This is a genomic window from Halosimplex rarum (genome assembly GCF_047715405.1).
Lineage (GTDB): Archaea > Halobacteriota > Halobacteria > Halobacteriales > Haloarculaceae > Halosimplex > Halosimplex rarum.
In genome coordinates this window covers 4,264,991-4,284,831 of the sequence record NZ_CP180412.1, presented here as the reverse complement: position 1 = coordinate 4,284,831, position 19,841 = coordinate 4,264,991, and the positions used below count along the sequence as shown (strand labels likewise).

14 protein-coding genes are annotated in these 19,841 nt (G+C 61.8%); 11 read left to right on the top strand and 3 right to left on the bottom strand.

Annotated features, from left to right (window positions below):
- Window positions 1–122 precede the first annotated feature (122 nt).
- Together xseA and xseB are read left to right on the top strand one after the other, a co-directional pair.
- Window positions 123–1,124 carry an exodeoxyribonuclease VII large subunit gene (gene xseA, locus ACMGFH_RS20420; protein WP_415380451.1) on the top strand — a complete coding sequence of 334 codons (1,002 nt, stop codon included), beginning with the start codon at window positions 123–125 and terminating at the stop codon, window positions 1,122–1,124.
- On the top strand, window positions 1,121–1,321 hold the full coding sequence (gene xseB, locus ACMGFH_RS20415; protein ID WP_415380450.1) for an exodeoxyribonuclease VII small subunit: 201 nt from the start codon (window positions 1,121–1,123) through the stop codon (window positions 1,319–1,321). The genes xseA and xseB overlap by 4 nt, the downstream gene beginning before the upstream one ends.
- 82 nt (window positions 1,322–1,403) lie before the next feature.
- Here the strand turns inward: xseB and ACMGFH_RS20410 are convergent, their stop codons facing one another.
- Window positions 1,404–2,435 carry a CAP domain-containing protein gene (locus tag ACMGFH_RS20410; RefSeq protein WP_415380449.1) on the bottom strand — a complete coding sequence of 344 codons (1,032 nt, stop codon included), beginning with the start codon at window positions 2,433–2,435 and terminating at the stop codon, window positions 1,404–1,406.
- Window positions 2,436–2,810: 375 nt separating this feature from the next.
- Between ACMGFH_RS20410 and ACMGFH_RS20405 the strand changes: the two genes are divergently transcribed.
- Entirely contained in the window at window positions 2,811–2,999 is a 189-nt protein-coding gene (locus ACMGFH_RS20405) for a hypothetical protein (protein WP_415380448.1), read from the top strand.
- A gap of 219 nt (window positions 3,000–3,218) precedes the next feature.
- Here ACMGFH_RS20405 and ACMGFH_RS20400 read toward each other — a convergent pair whose 3' ends face one another.
- The gene (locus ACMGFH_RS20400) at window positions 3,219–3,545 is read right to left on the bottom strand and encodes a hypothetical protein (protein ID WP_415380447.1); all 327 of its coding nucleotides are present in this window, start codon (window positions 3,543–3,545) and stop codon (window positions 3,219–3,221) included.
- 972 nt (window positions 3,546–4,517) lie between these two features.
- Between ACMGFH_RS20400 and ACMGFH_RS20395 the strand changes: the two genes are divergently transcribed.
- Window positions 4,518–8,096 (top strand): ATP-binding protein, encoded by a 3,579-nt coding sequence (locus tag ACMGFH_RS20395; RefSeq protein WP_415380446.1) that lies wholly within the window; start codon window positions 4,518–4,520, stop codon window positions 8,094–8,096.
- A 1,633-nt stretch (window positions 8,097–9,729) separates the two neighbouring features.
- Here the strand turns inward: ACMGFH_RS20395 and sod are convergent.
- Entirely contained in the window at window positions 9,730–10,344 is a 615-nt protein-coding gene (sod, locus tag ACMGFH_RS20390) for a superoxide dismutase (RefSeq protein WP_415380445.1), read from the bottom strand.
- 386 nt (window positions 10,345–10,730) lie between these two features.
- Between sod and ACMGFH_RS20385 the strand changes: the two genes are divergently transcribed.
- The 7 genes from ACMGFH_RS20385 to ACMGFH_RS20355 all read left to right on the top strand — a co-directional run bounded on the left by ACMGFH_RS20385 (window position 10,731) and on the right by ACMGFH_RS20355 (window position 19,761).
- Window positions 10,731–15,212 carry a hypothetical protein gene (locus ACMGFH_RS20385; RefSeq protein ID WP_415380444.1) on the top strand — a complete coding sequence of 1,494 codons (4,482 nt, stop codon included), beginning with the start codon at window positions 10,731–10,733 and terminating at the stop codon, window positions 15,210–15,212.
- Between the two features lie 85 nt (window positions 15,213–15,297).
- Window positions 15,298–15,660 (top strand): hypothetical protein, encoded by a 363-nt coding sequence (locus ACMGFH_RS20380; protein WP_415380443.1) that lies wholly within the window; start codon window positions 15,298–15,300, stop codon window positions 15,658–15,660.
- Between the two features lie 35 nt (window positions 15,661–15,695).
- Window positions 15,696–15,950 (top strand): hypothetical protein, encoded by a 255-nt coding sequence (locus ACMGFH_RS20375; RefSeq protein ID WP_415380442.1) that lies wholly within the window; start codon window positions 15,696–15,698, stop codon window positions 15,948–15,950.
- 24 nt (window positions 15,951–15,974) lie between these two features.
- Window positions 15,975–16,211 (top strand): HTH domain-containing protein, encoded by a 237-nt coding sequence (locus tag ACMGFH_RS20370; RefSeq protein ID WP_415380441.1) that lies wholly within the window; start codon window positions 15,975–15,977, stop codon window positions 16,209–16,211.
- A gap of 275 nt (window positions 16,212–16,486) precedes the next feature.
- Complete coding sequence (locus tag ACMGFH_RS20365) at window positions 16,487–17,332, top strand: ABC transporter ATP-binding protein (RefSeq protein ID WP_415380440.1); 846 nt, start codon at window positions 16,487–16,489, stop codon at window positions 17,330–17,332.
- A 189-nt stretch (window positions 17,333–17,521) separates the two neighbouring features.
- Window positions 17,522–18,787, top strand: a complete 1,266-nt coding sequence (locus tag ACMGFH_RS20360) for an ABC transporter substrate-binding protein (RefSeq protein ID WP_415380439.1) — start codon at window positions 17,522–17,524, stop codon at window positions 18,785–18,787.
- A 2-nt stretch (window positions 18,788–18,789) separates the two neighbouring features.
- The gene (locus ACMGFH_RS20355) at window positions 18,790–19,761 is read left to right on the top strand and encodes an FAD-dependent oxidoreductase (protein ID WP_415380438.1); all 972 of its coding nucleotides are present in this window, start codon (window positions 18,790–18,792) and stop codon (window positions 19,759–19,761) included.
- Window positions 19,762–19,841 lie beyond the last annotated feature (80 nt).

Sequence of the window (19,841 nt, the reverse complement as noted above, 5' to 3'; positions counted from 1 at the left end):
CAGGAGCGCCGGCACCCTTCGCCGGCGCAAAAAAACAAACCCGTGGTCGGAGATCTGTAGTTTGAATTATCATCCCGAGGGTGGTTGGTCCCGTTCTGCTATTTGAATGTGAGTCCGACTCAGTGCCGGGTGGCGCGGAACCCTTCGTCAAGTACAAGATGCGCGTCTGGAAGATCGACATCCACTGCGTCGTCTTCGCCTCGCGACTCGACCACGTCGCCGACGATATCGAGGACGGCACGCAGGTCGCCGTGAAGGGCGACCTCTCGTACTACGAGAGCGAAGGCCAGGTTTCGCTCATCGTCCGGCAGGTCGTCCCGGTCGGCGATGGCACCTACCAGCAAGTCTACGAACAGAACAGACAGGCGCTCGAACAGGACGGCCTGCTCGAGGAGGAAACCAAACAGTCACTCCCGGAGTTTCCGACGCGGATCGGCATCGCCACGAGCGCCGACAGCGACGCCCGGGAGGACGCGGTAACGAGCATCCACGACCGCCATTCCGATCTCGACATCGTGGTCCACGACACGACCGTCCAGGGTGACGACGCGCTCATGTCGCTCATGAACGCCGTCAGCGCGCTCGACGACGATCCGGAGGTCGATGTGATCGTCTGCACACGGGGTGGGGGTGCCGACAAGCACCTCCGCGTGTTCAACGAGACACCGCTCTGTCGGGTCGTCCACCGAACGACCGCACCGGCCGTCAGCGCCATTGGGCACGAGAACGACCACACCCTGATCGACGAGGTGGCCGACCAGCGCGTGATGACGCCAACCGAAGTCGGCCAGATCGTCCCACGGAAAGACGACCTGCAGAACGACCTCGAAGAACTGTCCACGGAATTCGATCAGGCCTATGCCCGGACGGTGCGGGACCGCCTCGACGGTTTGCAAGACCAGCTGGACAGCGCCTACGATCGGCACGTCACCGACGAACTCGCCGATCTGTCCAGCCGGCTCGATCACGCCTACGAGACGCTCGAACAGCAGAAAGCACACGAACAGGAGAAGGCCGACGCCGTCGAGTCTTACCAGCATACGACGCGGCGTCAGCGAGCGCTCATCGCCGTCCTGCTCGCCCTGTTCCTGCTCACGCTCGCACTTCTATTACTGAACCTATGACCGACGACACAGCCACCCCGAAAGACGAGTCGATCGCAGCGAAGACCGACCGTCTCGAAACGATCATCGCACAGCTCGAAGACGGAGAAGTGTCGCTCGAACGTGCCCAGGAGTTACACGCCGAAGGTGAGTCACTGCTCGAAGAACTCGAAGACGAACTCGATATCGGCGACGGCGAAGTCTTTGAGCATGCATGACTATTCGGTTGTGGGTTCTCGAATAGAGGTGGCAAATGGATTCGTGGCTTGGATTGATCGAGATTAACAGAATCGCGTAGGACTAACAGAAATTCTGTGTCGCATAAACTCTGGTTTTCCCTTCGACTTCACGGACGTAGACCCCTATTCCTTCGTCGTCCCAGTACGAGGTTAGGATGTTCTCTCGGTGTCCCTTCGAGTTCATCCATTGGGTGACGAGTCCCTTCGCGATCTTCGTTTCGTTTCCGTCAAACGACTTGTAACCATCTTCTCCCTGAATTGTCGTATAAGCGTACGTGTACGCAATATTCTCGGCGCCTGTGGCGTATCGATTCCCCCCAGTATCAACGCGGCACGAGTACCCGAATTTCTCGTATCGATCTCCCATTGTTTCCCCGCCTGGAGCAGTATGGGAAAAATATCCAGAGACGGCCATATCACGACTATGATAGCGGGCGATCTCTCGAAGGTCGGTGTCAAACTGTAGGATTGAGAGAGACCGTTGGCGCCGTTCCTTGTTGATGTACTGATGGACCCGATATTCGATTTTCGTGCGATTCAACTCAGAATTCGTGGATTCTGTGTCTGTCTGATGAGGATGTGATGTCTCGGTCGGTTTGGGGCCTGTCGTCGTTATTTCTGGTGTGGATTTGATTCCATTATCCGAAGCAACGCCCGTGAATGTGGAGTTTAGACTACCAACCCCAAGCCCCGCGGTTGCCCCTGAAGCGATCAATGCAAGCGAAACAACGGCGACGAAGAGTTTCGGGCCAACGACCGTTCGTTTGAGTTGTAGCAGCGGTACAGATCGGGTAAACCATCGAACGACCGGCCAGCCAGGCTTCCATCCGCAACGATGACACCGCAATATCCAATCGCCCCCCTGTCGATATCGATAGGCGTCGCAATTCGGACACTGCTCATCGTAGATTCCACGCGTTCCTCGAGTGTGCCAGTAGCGGATTCGATATAGCCAGGCAATCACCCAACGAATTCCAGTATAGACACAGATACCGAGGAGTATCGCTGTCACCAGACTGAATCCGCGCTCAGAAAGATAGTACGTAGACCCGAGCGCGATCCCGGCAGCGAGAGAAATCTGCCCCCAGTACATGGCCCAATGTTACTATCTGATCACTATAATGGCTGGGACCTAGATCACTGACTCAGCAAGGAAGAGAGTCGGATGGTTATGATTCCGGCGCACCTGTAGCAATAGGTTTCGGGATGCCCCAGTTGGGTCGAAACCTCTGATGACAGAACGAGCCCGATGTGAGCTATCTTATGTAACACTGGCCTTGATAATTAGCGTATTGTTCCACAAGATCGGATCCTGGAATACGAAATCGACTATCTGTAGACCTAATCGCGCCGCGAAGCAGGTCCGTTAAACGCGGTTCCTCCATCGAAATCGGCGACAGTGAAAGTAGATCCAGTTTCGCTTCGGTGTTGGCTGGCGTCTATTACCTATTGCACCGTTCGAGAATCTATGAGTTCGACTCTCGATGAGACGACCGATACTGGTCACACGCGCAGACACATGACGACGCTCTTACTCGAACAGCGAGGCGACGACGAGTGGATCGTCACGCAGGGTGGCGTCGACGTCGAAGGCACGGGATCGAACGCCGCCGCAGCGGCCGCCGACTACTGTCGGAGGATCGAGCATGCCGAGTAGTGACCACGCGGCAGTCACGACAGACAGTCAGTTGAACGAGCGACTATGTCCAGAGCAGCACGATGGCCTCGTCGACCAAGCCGGGCCGATGGTGTACTGCAACGGTTGTGGGCACGCCTACCGGTATGCTGATCTCCTCAATCGAGCCGAAACCTGACCCCGCACCACTATCGGAGTGAGTCTCACTGGACAGCACAATCGCGCTATAGAGAATCCAGTTCAGGCGCTATCCCGACTATACAGGACGAATCCAATGACGACGATACCGTACCCAGCAAACGCCCCAAGAAGACTGACATTCTGAACGACCATCGCTTGTCGCAACGAGAGCAACGGGACAGTCCGCAGGGAGCCGACAGCCCCGAGCCCAACAAGCTGTCCAAGCGTGAGCAAACCGACACCACCGGCCAGAATCCACTCTACACGCGTCACTGAGCCGGCGTCCGCCGCAGGATGCTGCCACCGAAGATATCCGTAGAAACCGGCGATACCCAGCACCTGGAAGAAAATCACCAGGATACCGAGTTTCACGAATCCGGGAATCATACCGTCGCTATCCGGCCACTCTTTCATAGTCCTACTGGGGCCACCGCTTCATTTCGAAGAGGGATGACCCGTCTCAGGTGTCACAAGAGGGTCGTCGTGGATTGATTCCCCTACGCCACGAGTCTAGTGACAACTCCACTCTCCAGCATGTACCTCAGCAATTTCTACAAATTCAGCAATATCCAGTGCTGTGAGGAGCATCCCCGTACGGGAGTTCTACTTTCACCCCGCTCAGCGGACCATTAAGTGCAAACCGGCCGATCGGGCTGGTAGAGGATTCAGTCCTCCCGGGTGTCACACGCACCCGTTCCCCTTTGGGTGATCCAAATGCAACAGAGTCCCGACCGAATCGGACGCTGCGATGAATGCGGGGCGGCTCTGTACGACGTCCACGTACTGGTCGAATACGAGACCGACGACGGCGCAAAGTGCTACGCCGAGTGTCCCGACTGTAGGACTGTCGTCCATCCCGAGTAGACGGCTTCCTCAATGCCGAGATTTGTCGCCAAAACACGCACCGACGGGGACATCAGCCGCAATTCGCGCGATAACCCACACCGGGCGGGCAATCGAACGGGGCCGCGCGCTCGTCGCCGCCCCGCCGACGTAAGCACCCACTGGAGCGCAGCGAGGCGCGGCGGTACGAGCGCGCGGGGGCGTTCGGACGCCACAACACCATCGCGATCCGTAAGGTACAATGAATAGATATGAATAGGCCAACGTAGCTGTTGACAGGTCTACAGAATCCAGCAGCCAGACGCCCTCCCAAAGATGGCGAGTGAACGAGACGCTACAGAATCGGCAGCACCGTCCAAACCCGAGCCAGACACACGCCCACCGCGGCCGCTTCCGGTCCCCGTCGAAGAAACTGACCCAAGCCTAGCCGACGACAGGGACACACCCGAACCCCGCACCTACGTCGAAATCCGCCCGACGGACACACCACTCTCACCACGGGCCGTCGGACAAGCGATGGACCAACTCCACTCCACACTCGAACGGGCGACCCAGACACGCGTCCGAGACAAACTCCGAGGCAACACAACCCAGCCGAGCGTCGAGTGGATCCTGGTCGCCGACGGCAACGAGGATACGGCCATCCGCTATCTGGTCGGGATCACCGACGAGGAGCGCCACGACGAACTCGAACGGATCCTCCGGACGGCGCTCCCCAACACCTACGAACTCCAGACGGTCGCGTGGCACCCCAACGACATCGCGAGTCTCGCACCGACCACGGACCTGACCGAACTCTACACGGCGGACACGGAGTACACCTCGTCGATAGACGCGGACAGTCCACCGCTGGCCGGCATCGACTTCCACGGCCACGCCGAGCGCCCCTGTGACTGGCAGACGCCGCTGACGCCGCTCAGCGACCTCACGAGTGACAGTTACGCAACCACCGACGACACCCACCGTCTCCCGCTCACAACGCTCGTCGAGACGATGCGCGACGCCGACGTCCCGGTCGTCTACCAGGTGCTCTGTCGACCGTACCGCGACATCACACCGGCCGTCGAAGAGTACGAACTCGCGCTCGAAACCGGGACGGCGTCGCTGGGTGGCAAACTCAGGGAGGCGCTGTTCCCGCGGCCGGTCGAGGAAGACCGCGCCTACGAACCCCCGGCCAGTGACCAGGAACGACTCGACGGCCTCGACGAGCGCGACACCCACCGGACGTTCCAAGTGACTGCTCGTGCCGTCGTCTTCCCCGACGAGACCGGGCGCCCACCGACGAATATCGCCGAGAGCCTCGCCTCGGCACTCAGCCCGCTCGATGGTCCGTTCCATCACGTCGAGGGAACAATCGAGACGGACGGGGACGCCGGCGACGGCCCAGGCACGGAGTGCTTCGCGGCGCTGTGCGACCGCGTGCACGACCCCGTCTCCTACCAGCGTACCTGGAACCGCATCCGACGCACCTTCACCAGTCCGGGACTCGTCGTCGCTCCAGACGAACTCCCGGGCGTGGGCCTGCTCGATGGAGGCGCGCTCACCCCGACCGGCCAACGGGCCGTCGGGATCCGCCACAGCGAGCGCACTGGCATCGCGCTCCCACCTCCCGGCAAACTCCAGCGCTACGACCCACCGGGCATGGCACTCGTCCGCCCGCTGACGAGCGACTACCAGCCCGTCGACGACCCGCTGGTGCTCCCACCGGCAAACCAACCCCGCCACCAGGTGATCGTCGGTGACACCGGGTCGGGCAAGTCCGTCCTCACGATCGGTGCGATGCTGTCGAACCTCGATGCCACGGACGGCCCGGACATCCTCTTCGACTACAAGGGCGGGGGCACCGCCCAGGAGTACCTGCAGGCCCACTACCGGACACAGGGCAACCTCAACGACGTCCTCTATTTTGACCTCACCAGCGTCCTCCCCGCGTTCTCCTTTTTCGACATCGGCCCGCTGCTCGACGCGGGGCTACCCCGCGAGGAAGCCCGCTCGCGGAAGACCGGCCACTACGAAGAAATCTTGCGGGGGGCGATGCCCGCGGGACAGTACGACGACGCGACCGAGTCGCCGCGAGTCATCCGGAATCACCTGCGGGCGCTGTACGACCCGGTCCACGGATCCGACGCCTTCACCCACTCGAAACTCTACGACGCCCTCCAGCGCACACAGGGCAACGAGACGCCACCCTCCGTGTCCGACCCGACCTTCGAGTCGTACTTCTCGGGACTCCTCGAACGCGACCGCGAGGTCTTCACGAAGGTGCTGGGCGGGGCCATCTCTCGCGTCGAGACCATCGCGACCGACGCCCGCCTGGCCCCGCTGTTCGACCACGTCCCCGAAGGCGACGACGCCCGCTTCGACTTCACCGAAGTCGTCGACGAAGACACAGTGGTCATCTTCGACTTCGGCGGGATGGAGACGCGGATCAAGCGGACGCTCACGCTCGTGCTCCTGTCGAACCTCTGGACGGCACTCAAAGCCCGCGAAGAGCGGACGCCCAGTGACGCGGACACCCCACAGGTCAACCTCTACCTCGAAGAGGCGAAAGATGTCGCCGACACCGAGCTGGTGGATACGCTGCTCGCCCAGGGGCGGAGCTTCGACCTCTCCGTAACGTTGGGTGTCCAGTTCCTCGAACAGCTGGACTCGCCGGACCCGGCGAACAACACGTATCGTGAGGCGCTCAACGAGACCGCGACGTTCGTCGTCGGCAACGTCGCTGTCGACCGCCACCTGCCCGACGTCCTCGCGACGGGGGATATGTCCCCGAGTGAGGTCGAGCGCCGCCTCGGCGCGCTGCGTCGCGGTGAGTGGCTCGTCCGCCCTGGCGCGGGCTTCGGCGAACCGTCAGTCCGTCCGTTCCTCGGCGAGTCCCTGCCCGCCCCGCCTGGCCACCCCGCGAGCGACGACATGCTCGTCGGCCGGGACCGACGTGCCTTCGAGGACGCCGTGGAAGCGTTGCAGGACCGGACCCGCGAGCAAGCGGGCATCGAAATCGGGGAACCCAGTACCGTCGACCACGAGTTCGGCACCACCGACGAAGATGTCGACGCCGACGCGTTACCGCGCGTCGATACGCTGCTGCCCTACACGAAGCGGCTGCCCGAGTGCGTCGACTACGACGAGAGCGCTCATGCGATCCGCTGTGAGGGCTGTGACAACCGCTACAACGCCAGCGCCCAGGGCATGATGCAGGCGATCGACTGCTGTCACTCGATGGCCGACGTCGACCTGGACGATTTCCCTATCTGCGAGCTGAACCTCAAGCTCTCACCTGAGGAGATCGTGGACGCGGCGTACTCGCCTCGACAGCTCTGTTTCATGCAGGCCGTCTACAACGTCGAACAGCGGGTATATGACCACCCAGAGTATGACATCGTCTACGATTCGATGGACCGAATCAAGGAGTACGCCGGTGTCGACACTGACGACGTCACCCAGCTCATCGACGATGGGCTCGTCCGCGAAGACACGAAACATCCTCACCGGCTCTATTCGGTCACGCCGGACGGCCGGGCAGTGATCCAGGAATCGCACCGGCACGGCGTGGCGTTTGGCCATGGGAAAGGCGATCTCGACGAGTCGGCCGAGCACGTGATGGGTATCGAAGTCGCCCTCCGCTGGCTCACTCGTGAGTTCGTGAACGACCCCGACTCCGCGGCAGTGACTGCCCGCCCCTACTACGACCTCAAAGAAGGGTCGATCGACGCTGATGCTTTCTTCGGCGACGACGAGGACGTGGACGACGCAGCCGACGACTTTGAGCGTCACCGACTCGACGTCGTTGCCCTCGACGAGAACGGCGATATCGTCGTCGCCGTCGAGGTCGAACGCATCAATCACGACACTCGCCGGGCGGTGCCCGCGGACTACGACAAGATGGCCGCCTGTGACCCCGAGGAGGCGATCTGGCTCACGATGACGACCGACGACGCCCACGAAATTCTCGCCGCGCTCAACGACCCGCTCGATGGCGAGCCCCGCGTCGAGAAGACCTACGCCGACACGACACCGACCCGCTCGTTCCGGATCGACCAGCCCGGCTTTACGGACATCTGTACACTGAAGCAGATGCGCGACGAGCTCCTGTAGGCAGCGGAGCGACCGAGACGTTGGGGCCATGCCCGAGGGACTGAGACCAGGCCGCGGGACTGGCTTCTATCACCCTCGTATAAGTTTCCGTATGTGAGTTGCGAGCCAGCGGTCGGCGGGAAAGTTCTTCGGCCCATAATGTAAGAGTTTTGTTTATTTTACCACGATTCGCCGTAGCAGTTCGCTGAGACTCAAGTCTCGACAGCAGCGTCGTGGTGACGTTTTTGTGTCACTAGTCAGATTGATTTTAGCTGTTGGGCTGGCAGTCGGGGGGCGCAGAACCACCTGTACCCTGGTGGAGTCGGCGTTCGGTCCAGTCGTCGAAACGCGTCGCACAATTCCCATACGGCGCCAAGAAGGGGTATTTGGACGGTACACCCGTATCATATCGGCGTATTCGGCATGTACATCTCGGCCAGTTCCCCGCTACATAGTGAGTTCCCAGGGGGAAACGCAACTAGAGATGGGGGGTGCAGGACACGTACAGCGTGGTTGGTGGATGGGCGAATACCGGCGAATTCACCCTTCGATAGGTATCTCTCCCGCGATTCAGTGTATCGAAGTACTCCGCGAAATATGTCAGTCCGTCTGTTTCCCGACACCTCTGAATCGGCCATAATCTGCAACAGCGACGCTCTCACGCAGTGTATGCGACACCCCATCTATCGTATATTTCGGCTATTGTGTTCCCCTGGAGTCTTCTCAGACCCGGCATTTCACCGGTCTCAGCCCGATTGACTTCCCACTGCGTTCGAACGCCCCGTCGACGGCCGAATCTAGTCGCGATCACTCGTCAACTAACGATATACTAGCGGTGGCTCACTGAGTATGATCGACAGGTACACCCGGGTTTCTCGAGAGATTATAGCGTTTTCACCTATCACATCGGGATTGGGATCAATTCGTGAGTAAAGCAGGCCAATCAGAGGGGTAAGACCGATGACCGCTACTGATGAACCTGGAAAAACAGCTGCTGAAATTATCTACCCAATCTGTCTATTTTGGCCCATCCGGTAGATTATCGCCGTTGCCGATCAGATAAATCGGTCCTGGTGACAGACTAATTCATAACCTAGCAATTTTGACAGTGCGGAATAGATGACTCCAAGATCGAGACAGAATCCAGATCCTCTAGCCAGAAACGTCATATAGTGTATAATACTCGATCCAACGAGAATTGTCGAGTCGGAAACGGTCACAGCGTGGACGCATGGGTATCTGGTCGTCCAGAACGAATGCGACAAACAGATCCACGAACTCGGCGGCAGTAGATCTCGACAAGTCAGGTCTGACCCCACAGCCAGAGACCAGCAGCGGCGACAGCACCTATCGACAAGAAGGTTAGCCCGAGTGCGCCGAACCCGTAGGCCAGCGCAACCGCGGGCGACCCTGGGAGTGCAACAATGTAAATGAGCGCAGCGACAGCGCCACAGATACCCGCGAGCATCCCACCGAGAAATAACGGAAAGTCGGGCGTCAGTTCAGCCGGCACGACCGATCAGTCGGACCCTTCATCCGTAAATCCCGACACTTCTGTCCTCGTCGTTTGCTACGACCTCAGGGGAATCTCGGATCGAATGAAGGCTAGCTGTTCACATCGAGAAAGACCGAAAATACCCACCGAGAGGCGACCTCAGCCTTCGATACGCGAGACGATGGTGTCGTACTGGTCGGCGACCTCGTCCCAGTCGACGACTTCGAAGAAGGCGTCGATGAAGCTGCCGCGGTCGGGACCGTAGTCGTAGTAGTAGGAGTGTTCCCAGACGTCCAGCGCGAGGACGGGGTGTGCGCCCCACAGCGCGCCCTGGTCGTGCTTGTCGACCGCGACGTTGCGCAACTGCTTGGCGACGGGGTCGTAGACCAGTAGCGCCCAGCCACCGGCAGCGGACGCGGCGGCCTCGAACTCGCCCTTCCAGCCTTCGTAAGAGCCGAAGTCCTCTTCGATTCGGTCGGCCAGCTCGCCGTCGGGCTCGCCGCCGCCGTTCGGGGCCATGTTCTCCCAGAACAGCGTGTGCAGATAGTGCCCACAGCCGTTGTGGGTGACGTTGCCCAGCGCGCCCGCAGTCGACGAATAATCGCCCGACTCACGGTTCTCCGCGAGCGTCTCTTCGGCCGAGGCGAGGCCGTTGACGTACCCCTGATGGTGGGTGTCGTGATGCCACGTCAGCACCTGCTCGCTAACGTGCGGTTCGAGGGCGTCGTAGTCGTACGGGAGCGGTGGCAGCTCGGGATCGGATGTTTCTGGCATGTGCATTGCTTCGGACGGACGACGGCGTCATAACGATTCTCTGAAATCGATTTTTGTGGTTCAGTTGTCACTCGCTGATCGGCGTCTGCAGTAGCGGGTATCGCCAGTGACGTTCGGCGAGAGACGGATTTAGATCCCGGAACGGAGACTGGGTGGGCTATCGATGGGTGTGTACGATAGCGAGATTTGTTTGACGGGCTCCCACAGCCCGAACGAGGTCTCGATTCGGAGAGATACTCGCCCAGCGAAGAATGAGTACCAGGTACATGTTATTTAGTAACAAATATATATGGTGACTATGATTCAGAATTATCATGGGTTCAATGGGTAAGGTGGGGGCAGTGGTAGCTGCCTTCTTCCTGGTGACTGCAACGTTCATACCGGCCGTGGCAATCGATACAGCCGGCGCGGCTGGCAACGAGAGTGTCGGGGAGACGCCCCGAGCGCTCAAAGCGCAGGCCGTCGAGGATACGGACGAACTCGACGCGCCGAAGCGGCGCCACGAATCGGCGCGTGACCGCGCACACGACCGGTTCAACAAATCACGACAACACTATCGCGGACCGATCAGGGCATCGTCGTCGAAGCTTTTCAACCACGACGCCATCGGTGTGCAGGCGCTGACCGCGTTCGCCGGGACCGAGGCCGAAGCGGACGCGACGGCTCTCGCTGACCAAGTACTCCGTATCGACAACGAGTCGGCGTATCAGGAGCTGGTCGACGCGCGGCGGCTGTTGAACGAATCGCGCGACGACATCGACAACACCGGAATCGTCCGGAGCATGGAGGCGCACCTCCGGAACGCCGAACGGACCTACGACCGCGCCGAACGGACGATGGACCGGGCCAGAGACGCGGACGGACGACGCGCGATCCGACTGCGCGCGAGTTCGATTCGGCAACTGCGACAGTCCTGGCGACAGGCGCACTTCGTCGTCGAGCGAGCGGTCGAACGGACGAACGCGACAATGCCAGTCGGCTCCGTCGACTCCGGTGGCGGAAACGAAACCGATGGTCCTGGCGAGCGGAATGAATCCGCGCCGGTGTTCAACGGATCGGTCGACGTGTCAGTGCTGACCGACAGCGACCCCGTCCGCGAGGGGAACGGAACGATAAACCGGACCATCGTCGTAAATATCTCGGCGGACGGTCCGGTCGCGCTCGACTCCGCACGGGTATTCGTCGATGGAAACCAGCGCGTCGAGCGGAATCTCTCCAGGCTGGTGGTCACGGCCAATCGGAGTCTGCCGGTCGGACTGCGGGCCCCACTCGCCGAGGGAGGGCACCACGTTACCGTGACCGCTCTCGGGAACGACGGCAAAACGACTGCCAACGCGACGCTCCGCCTCGATGGCGATGGGCTAAACGAGTCGATGGAAGCCCGACTCGGAACTGACCCGCTCGACCCGGACAGCGACTCCGCAGAGACCGGGAGCGAGGAGAGCGGCAACGGCGTGATCGATGGGCGCGAGGACTTCGATGGCGACGGGCTGGGAACGTTGTACGAACTCGAACGCGGAACTAACCCGCTCGCCGCGGACACCGACGACGACGGGCTCGCCGATCGCGAGGAGTTCATCACGGATACCGACCCGCTCGTCGCGGACACCGACGACGACGGAGTTGTCGACGGCGCCGAAGATCCCGACGGTGACGGATTGACTAACGCTGCGGAGTTCGAACGAGGCACGCAACCGACGGTCGCCGACACTGACCGAGACGGCATCGACGACGCCGCCGAACTGGCCAACGGAACGGACCCGCTGAGTCCGGACACCGACGACGACGGCCTGCTCGACAGCAACGAGCCGACGGCGCCGTTCGATACAGACCCGGTCGACCCCGACACCGACGGTGACGGTGTCCTCGACGGCAACGAGACCTACACTACCACGACCGGGAACGAGTCGCTCGGTGCGACCGTCGACATCACTGGCGAGGGCAACGTCGCCGCCCATACGACCGTGGAGGCGCCGATCCACGTCCGCTATCAGGACGAGTACACGCCCAACGCTTCGGTCGCCCCGTTCGTCGAGTTCGAATCGCGAGCGAACTTCTCGCGGGCGAACATCACCATCGCGTACGACGAATCGCGCGTCGGGAGTAGCGAGGGCAACCTCTCGATCTATCGGTTCAACGAGAGCGCCCAGCGCTACGAGCACGTCGATTCGACGGTCGATCCCGATTCGAACACGGTCACCGCGACGACCGAGCATTTCTCGACGTACACGGTCTTCGACGACCAGGAGTGGCTAGAGTACCTCCAGCACCGCAACGACATCCTCTCGTTGCGACCCGACGGCTCGACGAGCGAGCGCATCGCCAACTGGACGTTCGAGTCGATGCCGTCGTCGATCGGGGCGAGCAACTGGACCTGTTACGTCGAGCCGCGCGACGACGGTTACAAGGACCAGCCCGCCGATGGCGGCTGCGAGATCGAATCGGATCAGGACGCTATCCGTGTCTGGGAGAAGACCAATCGCGAACGATTCCTCAATCGGACGACCACGCTCCCCGAGGAGGGGCCGCTGTTCGTGAAGGTGAAAGTCACGGCCCACATCCAGAGCTCCTGGTCGCACGCGGCGGCGGTCCTCTCGATCGACTCCGGGGACGGCGAGACGGATATCTATCGGCTGGAGAGCGACTCCGACACCAGTTCGAAAACCAGGACGGTCGTTCGCCGAGTGAACGTCACCGAACACGCCGGCGAGACGGTCACCGTCTCGCTCCGAGCGGACGCGCGTCACACCAGCGGTGACAACTCCTGGATGCGCGCGCACTTCATCGACTTCGAGCAGGCCACCGAGGGCGTCGTCACACGCGACTCCGACGGTGACGGCATCCCCGACTTCCGCGAAGTGAAGGGTATCCCGCTGGCGAACGGCCCCAACATCACGCTTGACCCGTTCGACGCGGACACCGACGGCGACGGACTCGAAGACGGCGAGGAGGTTAATCTCGACGCTCGGCTTACCCAGGAACCGCCGAACAGCCGGGCGCTCGAAACGGGGTATCGATGGTCGAGCAACCCCGCGGCGGGCAATGTAGATACCGATAATGACGGACTAACCGACCAGGTCGAAAACGGGACTTGGACGATCGCGACGGTCAACCGCAGCGGCAGTGCGTACCGCTGGGCCGCTACCAGCACCAACCAGAACGGATCGCTGACAGTGAGTTCTGACCCGAGCACTCCCGATACGGACGGCGACGGGCTGAACGACGCACAGGAGAAACGAAAAACGCACACCGACCCACAGGCGACGGTCACGTACGGCCTAACCGAACGCCACCGGGAATTGCTCGAATCCTTCTTCAGTAACAGCGCAGGAGATGCCGCTGAAGCCCGGACACTCGGTCTCTTGGCGCCGTCCGAAGGGAAAGATGACCTCTCTCAGCGGATCGAATCGCTCGATGACGGGAGCGACGACTTCGACTTCGTGACGGTCGATGGCGAGTCCCAACTCTCGCACATCGCATTCATAGCGCTCGACGGGACGGAGCGAACTGATACGTGGCTCTCGAATCGGCAAGAAGTCCGCGATAGCGTCCCACCGAATCCGCGCGGACCCGATCCCTCTGGTCCGCGATATGCCCACTACGAGACCGATCCGTGGGACCCGGACACCGACGACGACGGACTCACCGACGGCCAGGAACTCAAAGGAACGACTGTCGTCGAGTCGTATGGCCAACCGGGCAGGCCCAGCGCGGTCGAACGACTGAAAATTATCGAACGGGACGAGACCGTCCCCAGGTTCGGATTAGACCCGACCACCCCGGATTCAGACGGCGACGGGTACTGGGACGGCTGGATCGGCGTCTACAACGTCAGCTACGATTACGGTCGTGGAATCCCGTATGCCGAGAATCACGTTCTTTATCGGGAATATCTGCAATCAGGGAACGGTATTCAGGGTGATGAGATCCTGCAAGAACAGATCAAGATCCACGACATAACGGAGGCCCCATCTGCAGGCGGCGCAGATGTCGACGACGACGGCGTTGACGAACACTCGAACGTTCACGTCGGCGAATTGCAGTGGAAGACGGACCCGACGACCGACACAGAGGTACCGGACCCCTCACTTGAAATCGAAGTTGACTATCTGAGCGGGAAAGATCCACGTCAGATCACGAATAATCAGGGCGAATCCGTTCTCGAATTGACTCGCGAGAATTATCGTCTGTATGGAGTCAAATTGCAGTTCTCGACAAGTGACGAACTGTCGAAATCCACCCTCCGTACTGTCTGTCGGTCACCGAGCGATGTGGCGTGTAAATACGACCCGACGACGGGTGACATCACACCGGATAGCTTCAACGCGAACGAGCTATCGCGGATCGAGAGCGAGTTCCACAACGACAGCTCGACGCTTCATCTTCAGTTCATGAACGAGTATAATGACCCGCTCACTGAAATCCCGAAGTTCGCCCCACATGACACCTTTGTGACTAGTGGTACGCCAGGAGTGGCGGGTCATACAGGTTCACCAGCGATGATCACGGCCATAGAACGGAACCCCGCCTTCGGTGTCCCATATGGTGCGGTTATCTTCGTCAACTCCACGTCAGGAGCCGACGACGCGTACGCTGTGCTCATGGAGGAGGTCGGGCATACACTCGGTACGGGATACGCAGACGACAAAGTCGGAGCAATCGCAGAGTGTTACAGCGGCGGAGACTGCTACGGTATCGGGATAGGCGGCGGGACGGACCAGACACCAGAGCGGGTTCGTTTCGGTCAGACGACTAGCGACGAGTGGAGTGTCATGGCGACAGGACCACGAAGCATCGATGGGTTCTATGCCTTCAGCATCGAAGAGATATCGACAATAGACACAGACGATATCCCTACTCGTGATTGAGCAACCAGAACCGAGACGGTGGGTTATAAAAACGGCGGCCGTAGCCGCTGCGACATGGACGGCTGGCTGCGAACGCTGGAGTCGCATGCGGAGCATCTCGTTCCAGCGACTCCGCGTCGAGACGGCCAACGAGACAAAGCAAGTATCCGGAGCCGTCGCTGTCAGGTCACAGGGACCGGACGGGTGGCGGACGTTTCACAACGTGTCCGTCGTCGCGTACGACCAACAGGGCGAGCAGATTAATTCGACGACGTTGGGCGACATTACCGGAACGACTGGGGACATCAAATTCTCCCTCTCGTGCAAGCGCCACCCCGAGCAGATCGTGATCGAGGCCACCGAGTCGCCCTGCGACGCAGACACGTCGATGGATAAATACGTCTATGCCGGCCGCGACGACGACGGGACGCGGATATGGGAGCAGAGAGAACGAGAGTGTGACTCATAGGCGACGTCCGTGACGACGGTGTCGAGCAACTCTTTTTGCCGATCGATCCGCTGGACGAGGACACCGGCGACGTCCGTAATGCCCTGTTCGAGCCTCTCGGCTTTTCGAAGGAGGAATCGATCCGGAAGGCCGTGATCGAGGGACTGGCAGATTTTGACGACGAAGCGGTTCGGAGCACACTAAAGCAGATCGCCGACGACGGAGCAGAGAGCCCTCGGCAGAAGAACCACAGCTACGGTGGCGTTACACCCGATTTCGTCGCCGAGAGGTTCCCTCGTGGGAACCCATAAGTCCGACAAGCCCGAACACTCGCTATGGTCGAACCCGGCCGCGAGACGGAATACACCGAGTCGGACGTCATCGAGGTGTTCCGCGACCGTGAGGACTACGCCGAGCCGCTGACGGCGAGCGAGGTGGCCGATGAGTTGGGGTGTTCCCGCAGAACAGCACTCAACAGACTCCACGACCTACAGGCGGAGACCGACGTGACGAGCAAGAAGGCCGGCGGCCGCAGTCGCGTCTGGTGGATCCCCGTGCTGATGGATAAATAGATCCCTCCTCAGGTCTCGTTCACAGGATACTGCCGACCCATCGCGGCGCCCAGGGCTCACCGCGACATCAGCGGCTGTCGACCCCGCCAAAATTCCGGAATCTCTTTATGTATTTTTGGCTAGCCTAAACCCATGGAACGCGATGCCGAGACCGGGTCGGCTCGGAGAACCTGCGTGGGGTCCCGAACGGAGAGGGGAGAGCACTGATGGCAGACCACCAGTCCGTATCCGAGGAGTCTTCACGCGAGCGCCCCGGAGCATCGGACGAGAACGCGATGGACGACCAAGCCGACCGCGCGAGCGCCGTCACTGACTCGGACGACGCGGCCAGCGAACTCGTCGGCGAAGACCTGGCTATCGGCTATCCGACGACGACCGAGCCGGTCGTGGAGTGCGAAACGGTCGTCGTTCCGCGCGGTGAGGTCACGGCGCTCGTCGGCCCCAACGGCAGCGGGAAGAGCACGCTGCTGAAGGCGATGGCGGACCAGCTCGCGCCCGAAGGCGGCCACGTGCTGCTCGACGGTGAGCAGGTCCAGTCGCTCGACTCGAAGCAACTCGCCCGACGGCTCGGCCTGCTCTCTCAGGAGAACGAGTCACCGGGGAGCCTGACCGTCGAGGACCTCGTCTACCACGGCCGCTACCCGCATCGCGGGTTCTTCGAGTCCGTCACCGAGGAGGACAACGACGCCGTCGATCGGGCGATCGACCTGGCCGGCGTCGACCACCTCCGGAATCAGGAACTGCGCAACCTCAGCGGCGGGCAGAAGCAACTCGCGTGGATCGCGATGGTGCTCGCCCAGGACACGGACGTGCTCTTGCTCGACGAACCGACGACGTTCCTCGACCTGCACCACCAGCTCCGCGTGATGGACGTCGTGCAGACGCTCAACCGCGAGCGAGACGTCACGGTCGGTGTCGTCCTCCACGACATCGCGCAGGCCGCGCGGTTCGCGGACAACCTCATCGCCATGCGCGACGGCGAGATGTACGACTGGGGCCCGCCGACCGACGTGGTGACCGAGGAACTGCTGGCAGACGTGTTCCGCGTCGACGCGACGGTCGACCACGGCCCCTCCGGACCGCGGATCTCGCCGAACGTCGCGATCGAGGACGACGACTGATCCAGACTGCGCGTCTGATATCGGTAGTCTACCATCGAGTACTCGGCACCGGGCGACGACCGACCGGAGACCCGTGAACGTCCAGCGTTCGGACGTATCGAACGCTCACGCTGATCCCATCGACACACCGACCTGTTCCACGAGCCAACGTTTCGGAACTCCTTTATATTATTTAGGCTAGCCTAAACCATGGCGCAGGATTCAGACGGCGGAGACGAACTGGGGCGGAGAGCGTATCTGCGATACGGCTGCGCGATCACCGGCGGCGGCCTGCTCGCGGGCTGTGCGGGCGAGAACGACCCGCAATCGACGCCCGCCGACACGGCGACGGAGTCAGGGACGCCCGCCGACACCGCGGACCCCGCCACGCCCGACGAGGCCGTGACGGAGTCGGGCAGAGTGACCGAGACGGGGACGTCCGAATCCGAGTCGTACTCGGTGACGATGGCGCCGGCCGGCACCGTCGAGTTCGAGTCGGTCCCCGACCGATGGATGGCCTACTACAGCACGTACGGAGACATGGGAATTGCTCTCGGCCAGCTCGACGGGCTGGAAGCGCTGGTGTACAGGGACACCTGGCCGGACGCGCTGTACGACACCCTGCCCGGCGTCGACGTCTCCTTCGACGACGTCGAACAGCTCTACGACGCGAGCAGTTTCGACACCGAGACGTTCTACGAACTCGACTGCGACGTGCACCTGCTCGACCCGAACTTCGTGGGCCTGAAACACGACGGGCTAGCGGCGGAGGACTTCGACGAAGTCGCCGACAGCGTCGGGCCGGTCGTCGGCAACTACATCCGCCGGAACGGGCAGGAGTGGCACGACTACGAGTACTACTCGCTGTACGAGGCCTTCGAGAAGATCGCCGCGGTGTTCCAGGAGCGCGAGCGCTACGAGGCGATCAAGGCAGTCCACGACGACTTCCTCGCCCGGGTGCGATCGAAGCTCCCCGCCGAAGCCGACCGCCCGGAGATCGGCCTGGTCTCGACGTTCTCGGACTTCGAGTCGGGGTCGTTCCACGCCTACCCGATCGGGGACGGGAACGGTAAGAAGCAGTACCGCGATCTCGGTATCGGCGACGCCTTCGCGCCGCACATGGAGGGCAGCTACGCGAACTGGGACTACGAGCAGCTCCTGGAGGTCGACCCGGACGCGCTCGTGTTCACCTACGGGCTCTCGCACGTCTCGGCCGCGGAATTCGAGTCGCGCATGGACACGTTGCGGGCCGACGACGTCGGCAAGCAACTCACCGCGGTGACCGAAGACCGCCTCTACCGCGGCGGCACGTCCTACCAGGGACCGGTCGTCAACCTCCTCCAGACGGAGGTCGCGGCCAAGCAGTTCTACCCCGAGCGCTTCGGCGAGTGGAACGGGATCGAGACGCTGCTCGACGAGGAGGCGCAGCTGTTCGACCACCAGCGGGTCGCGGACGTCGTCACCGGGGAGTTCTGAGCATGAGCGACGACGCGATCGAATCACGCGGGAGTGCGTTCGACCGCGACGTGGTCGTCGTCGGCGGCGGGCCGGCGGGCGCGTCGGCGGCCGTGTTCACCGCCCGCTACGGCCTCGACACGCTCGTCTTCGACCGCGGGCGCTCGTCGATACAGCGCTGTGCCCACCTGGAGAACTACCTCGGCTTCCCCGAGGGGATCGACATCGAGACGTTCTACGACCTGATTCACGACCACGTCGAGGAAGCCGGCTGCGAGATCCGCGACGATCTCGTCGAGTCCGTCGAGCGAGTCGACCGATCGGACGCGGCGGACGGGACAGACGCGGCGGGCGCCGGGGGATTCGTCGTCGAACCCCAGGAGGGTGAGCCGGTCACGGCCGAGCGGGTGGTCGCCGCGACGCGCTACGACGGCGAGTACCTCTGGCCGCTCGGTGGCGAGGAGATGGTCGCGATCCACGACCACGGCGACGAGGAGCACGAGCACTTCGACGACGAGTATCCCGACGCAGACGGATCGACGCCGGTCGATGGGCTCTACGTCGCGACGCCGTCCGACGCGGACGAGCAGGCGATCGTCGCGGCGGGACGCGGTGCGCAGACCGCGCGGACGCTCATCCGGGACGTTCGACTCGACCTCGGCATCCCGTCCGAGTTCGCCGACCACCACGACTGGGTCCGCCAGTCGGCCGAACTGGACGACGAGGGGCGCGACCGTGACCGCTGGCGCGAGTGGTTCGACGACCGGTTGCCCGACGGCCACGACTTCGATCCCGACGAACTCGCCGAGATCAGAGCGACGGAGATCGACCGCGTCTTCGAGACGTACATCGACGACGAGGCGATCGAGCGCCGCCACGAGCGCGCACAGGAGCGACTGCTCGACCACGTCGACGACGAACGGATTCTCGAACGCGCTCGGCGGATAGACGGCCGATATCCCGACGCCGAACTCGAGTCGACGGCGAGCGAGTGAGACGGCGAGCGAGCCGACCGAATCGTTCCGCGACGGTCCACAACGTTCGGCGGAACCGCAACCGACCGAGGGGGGCCGAG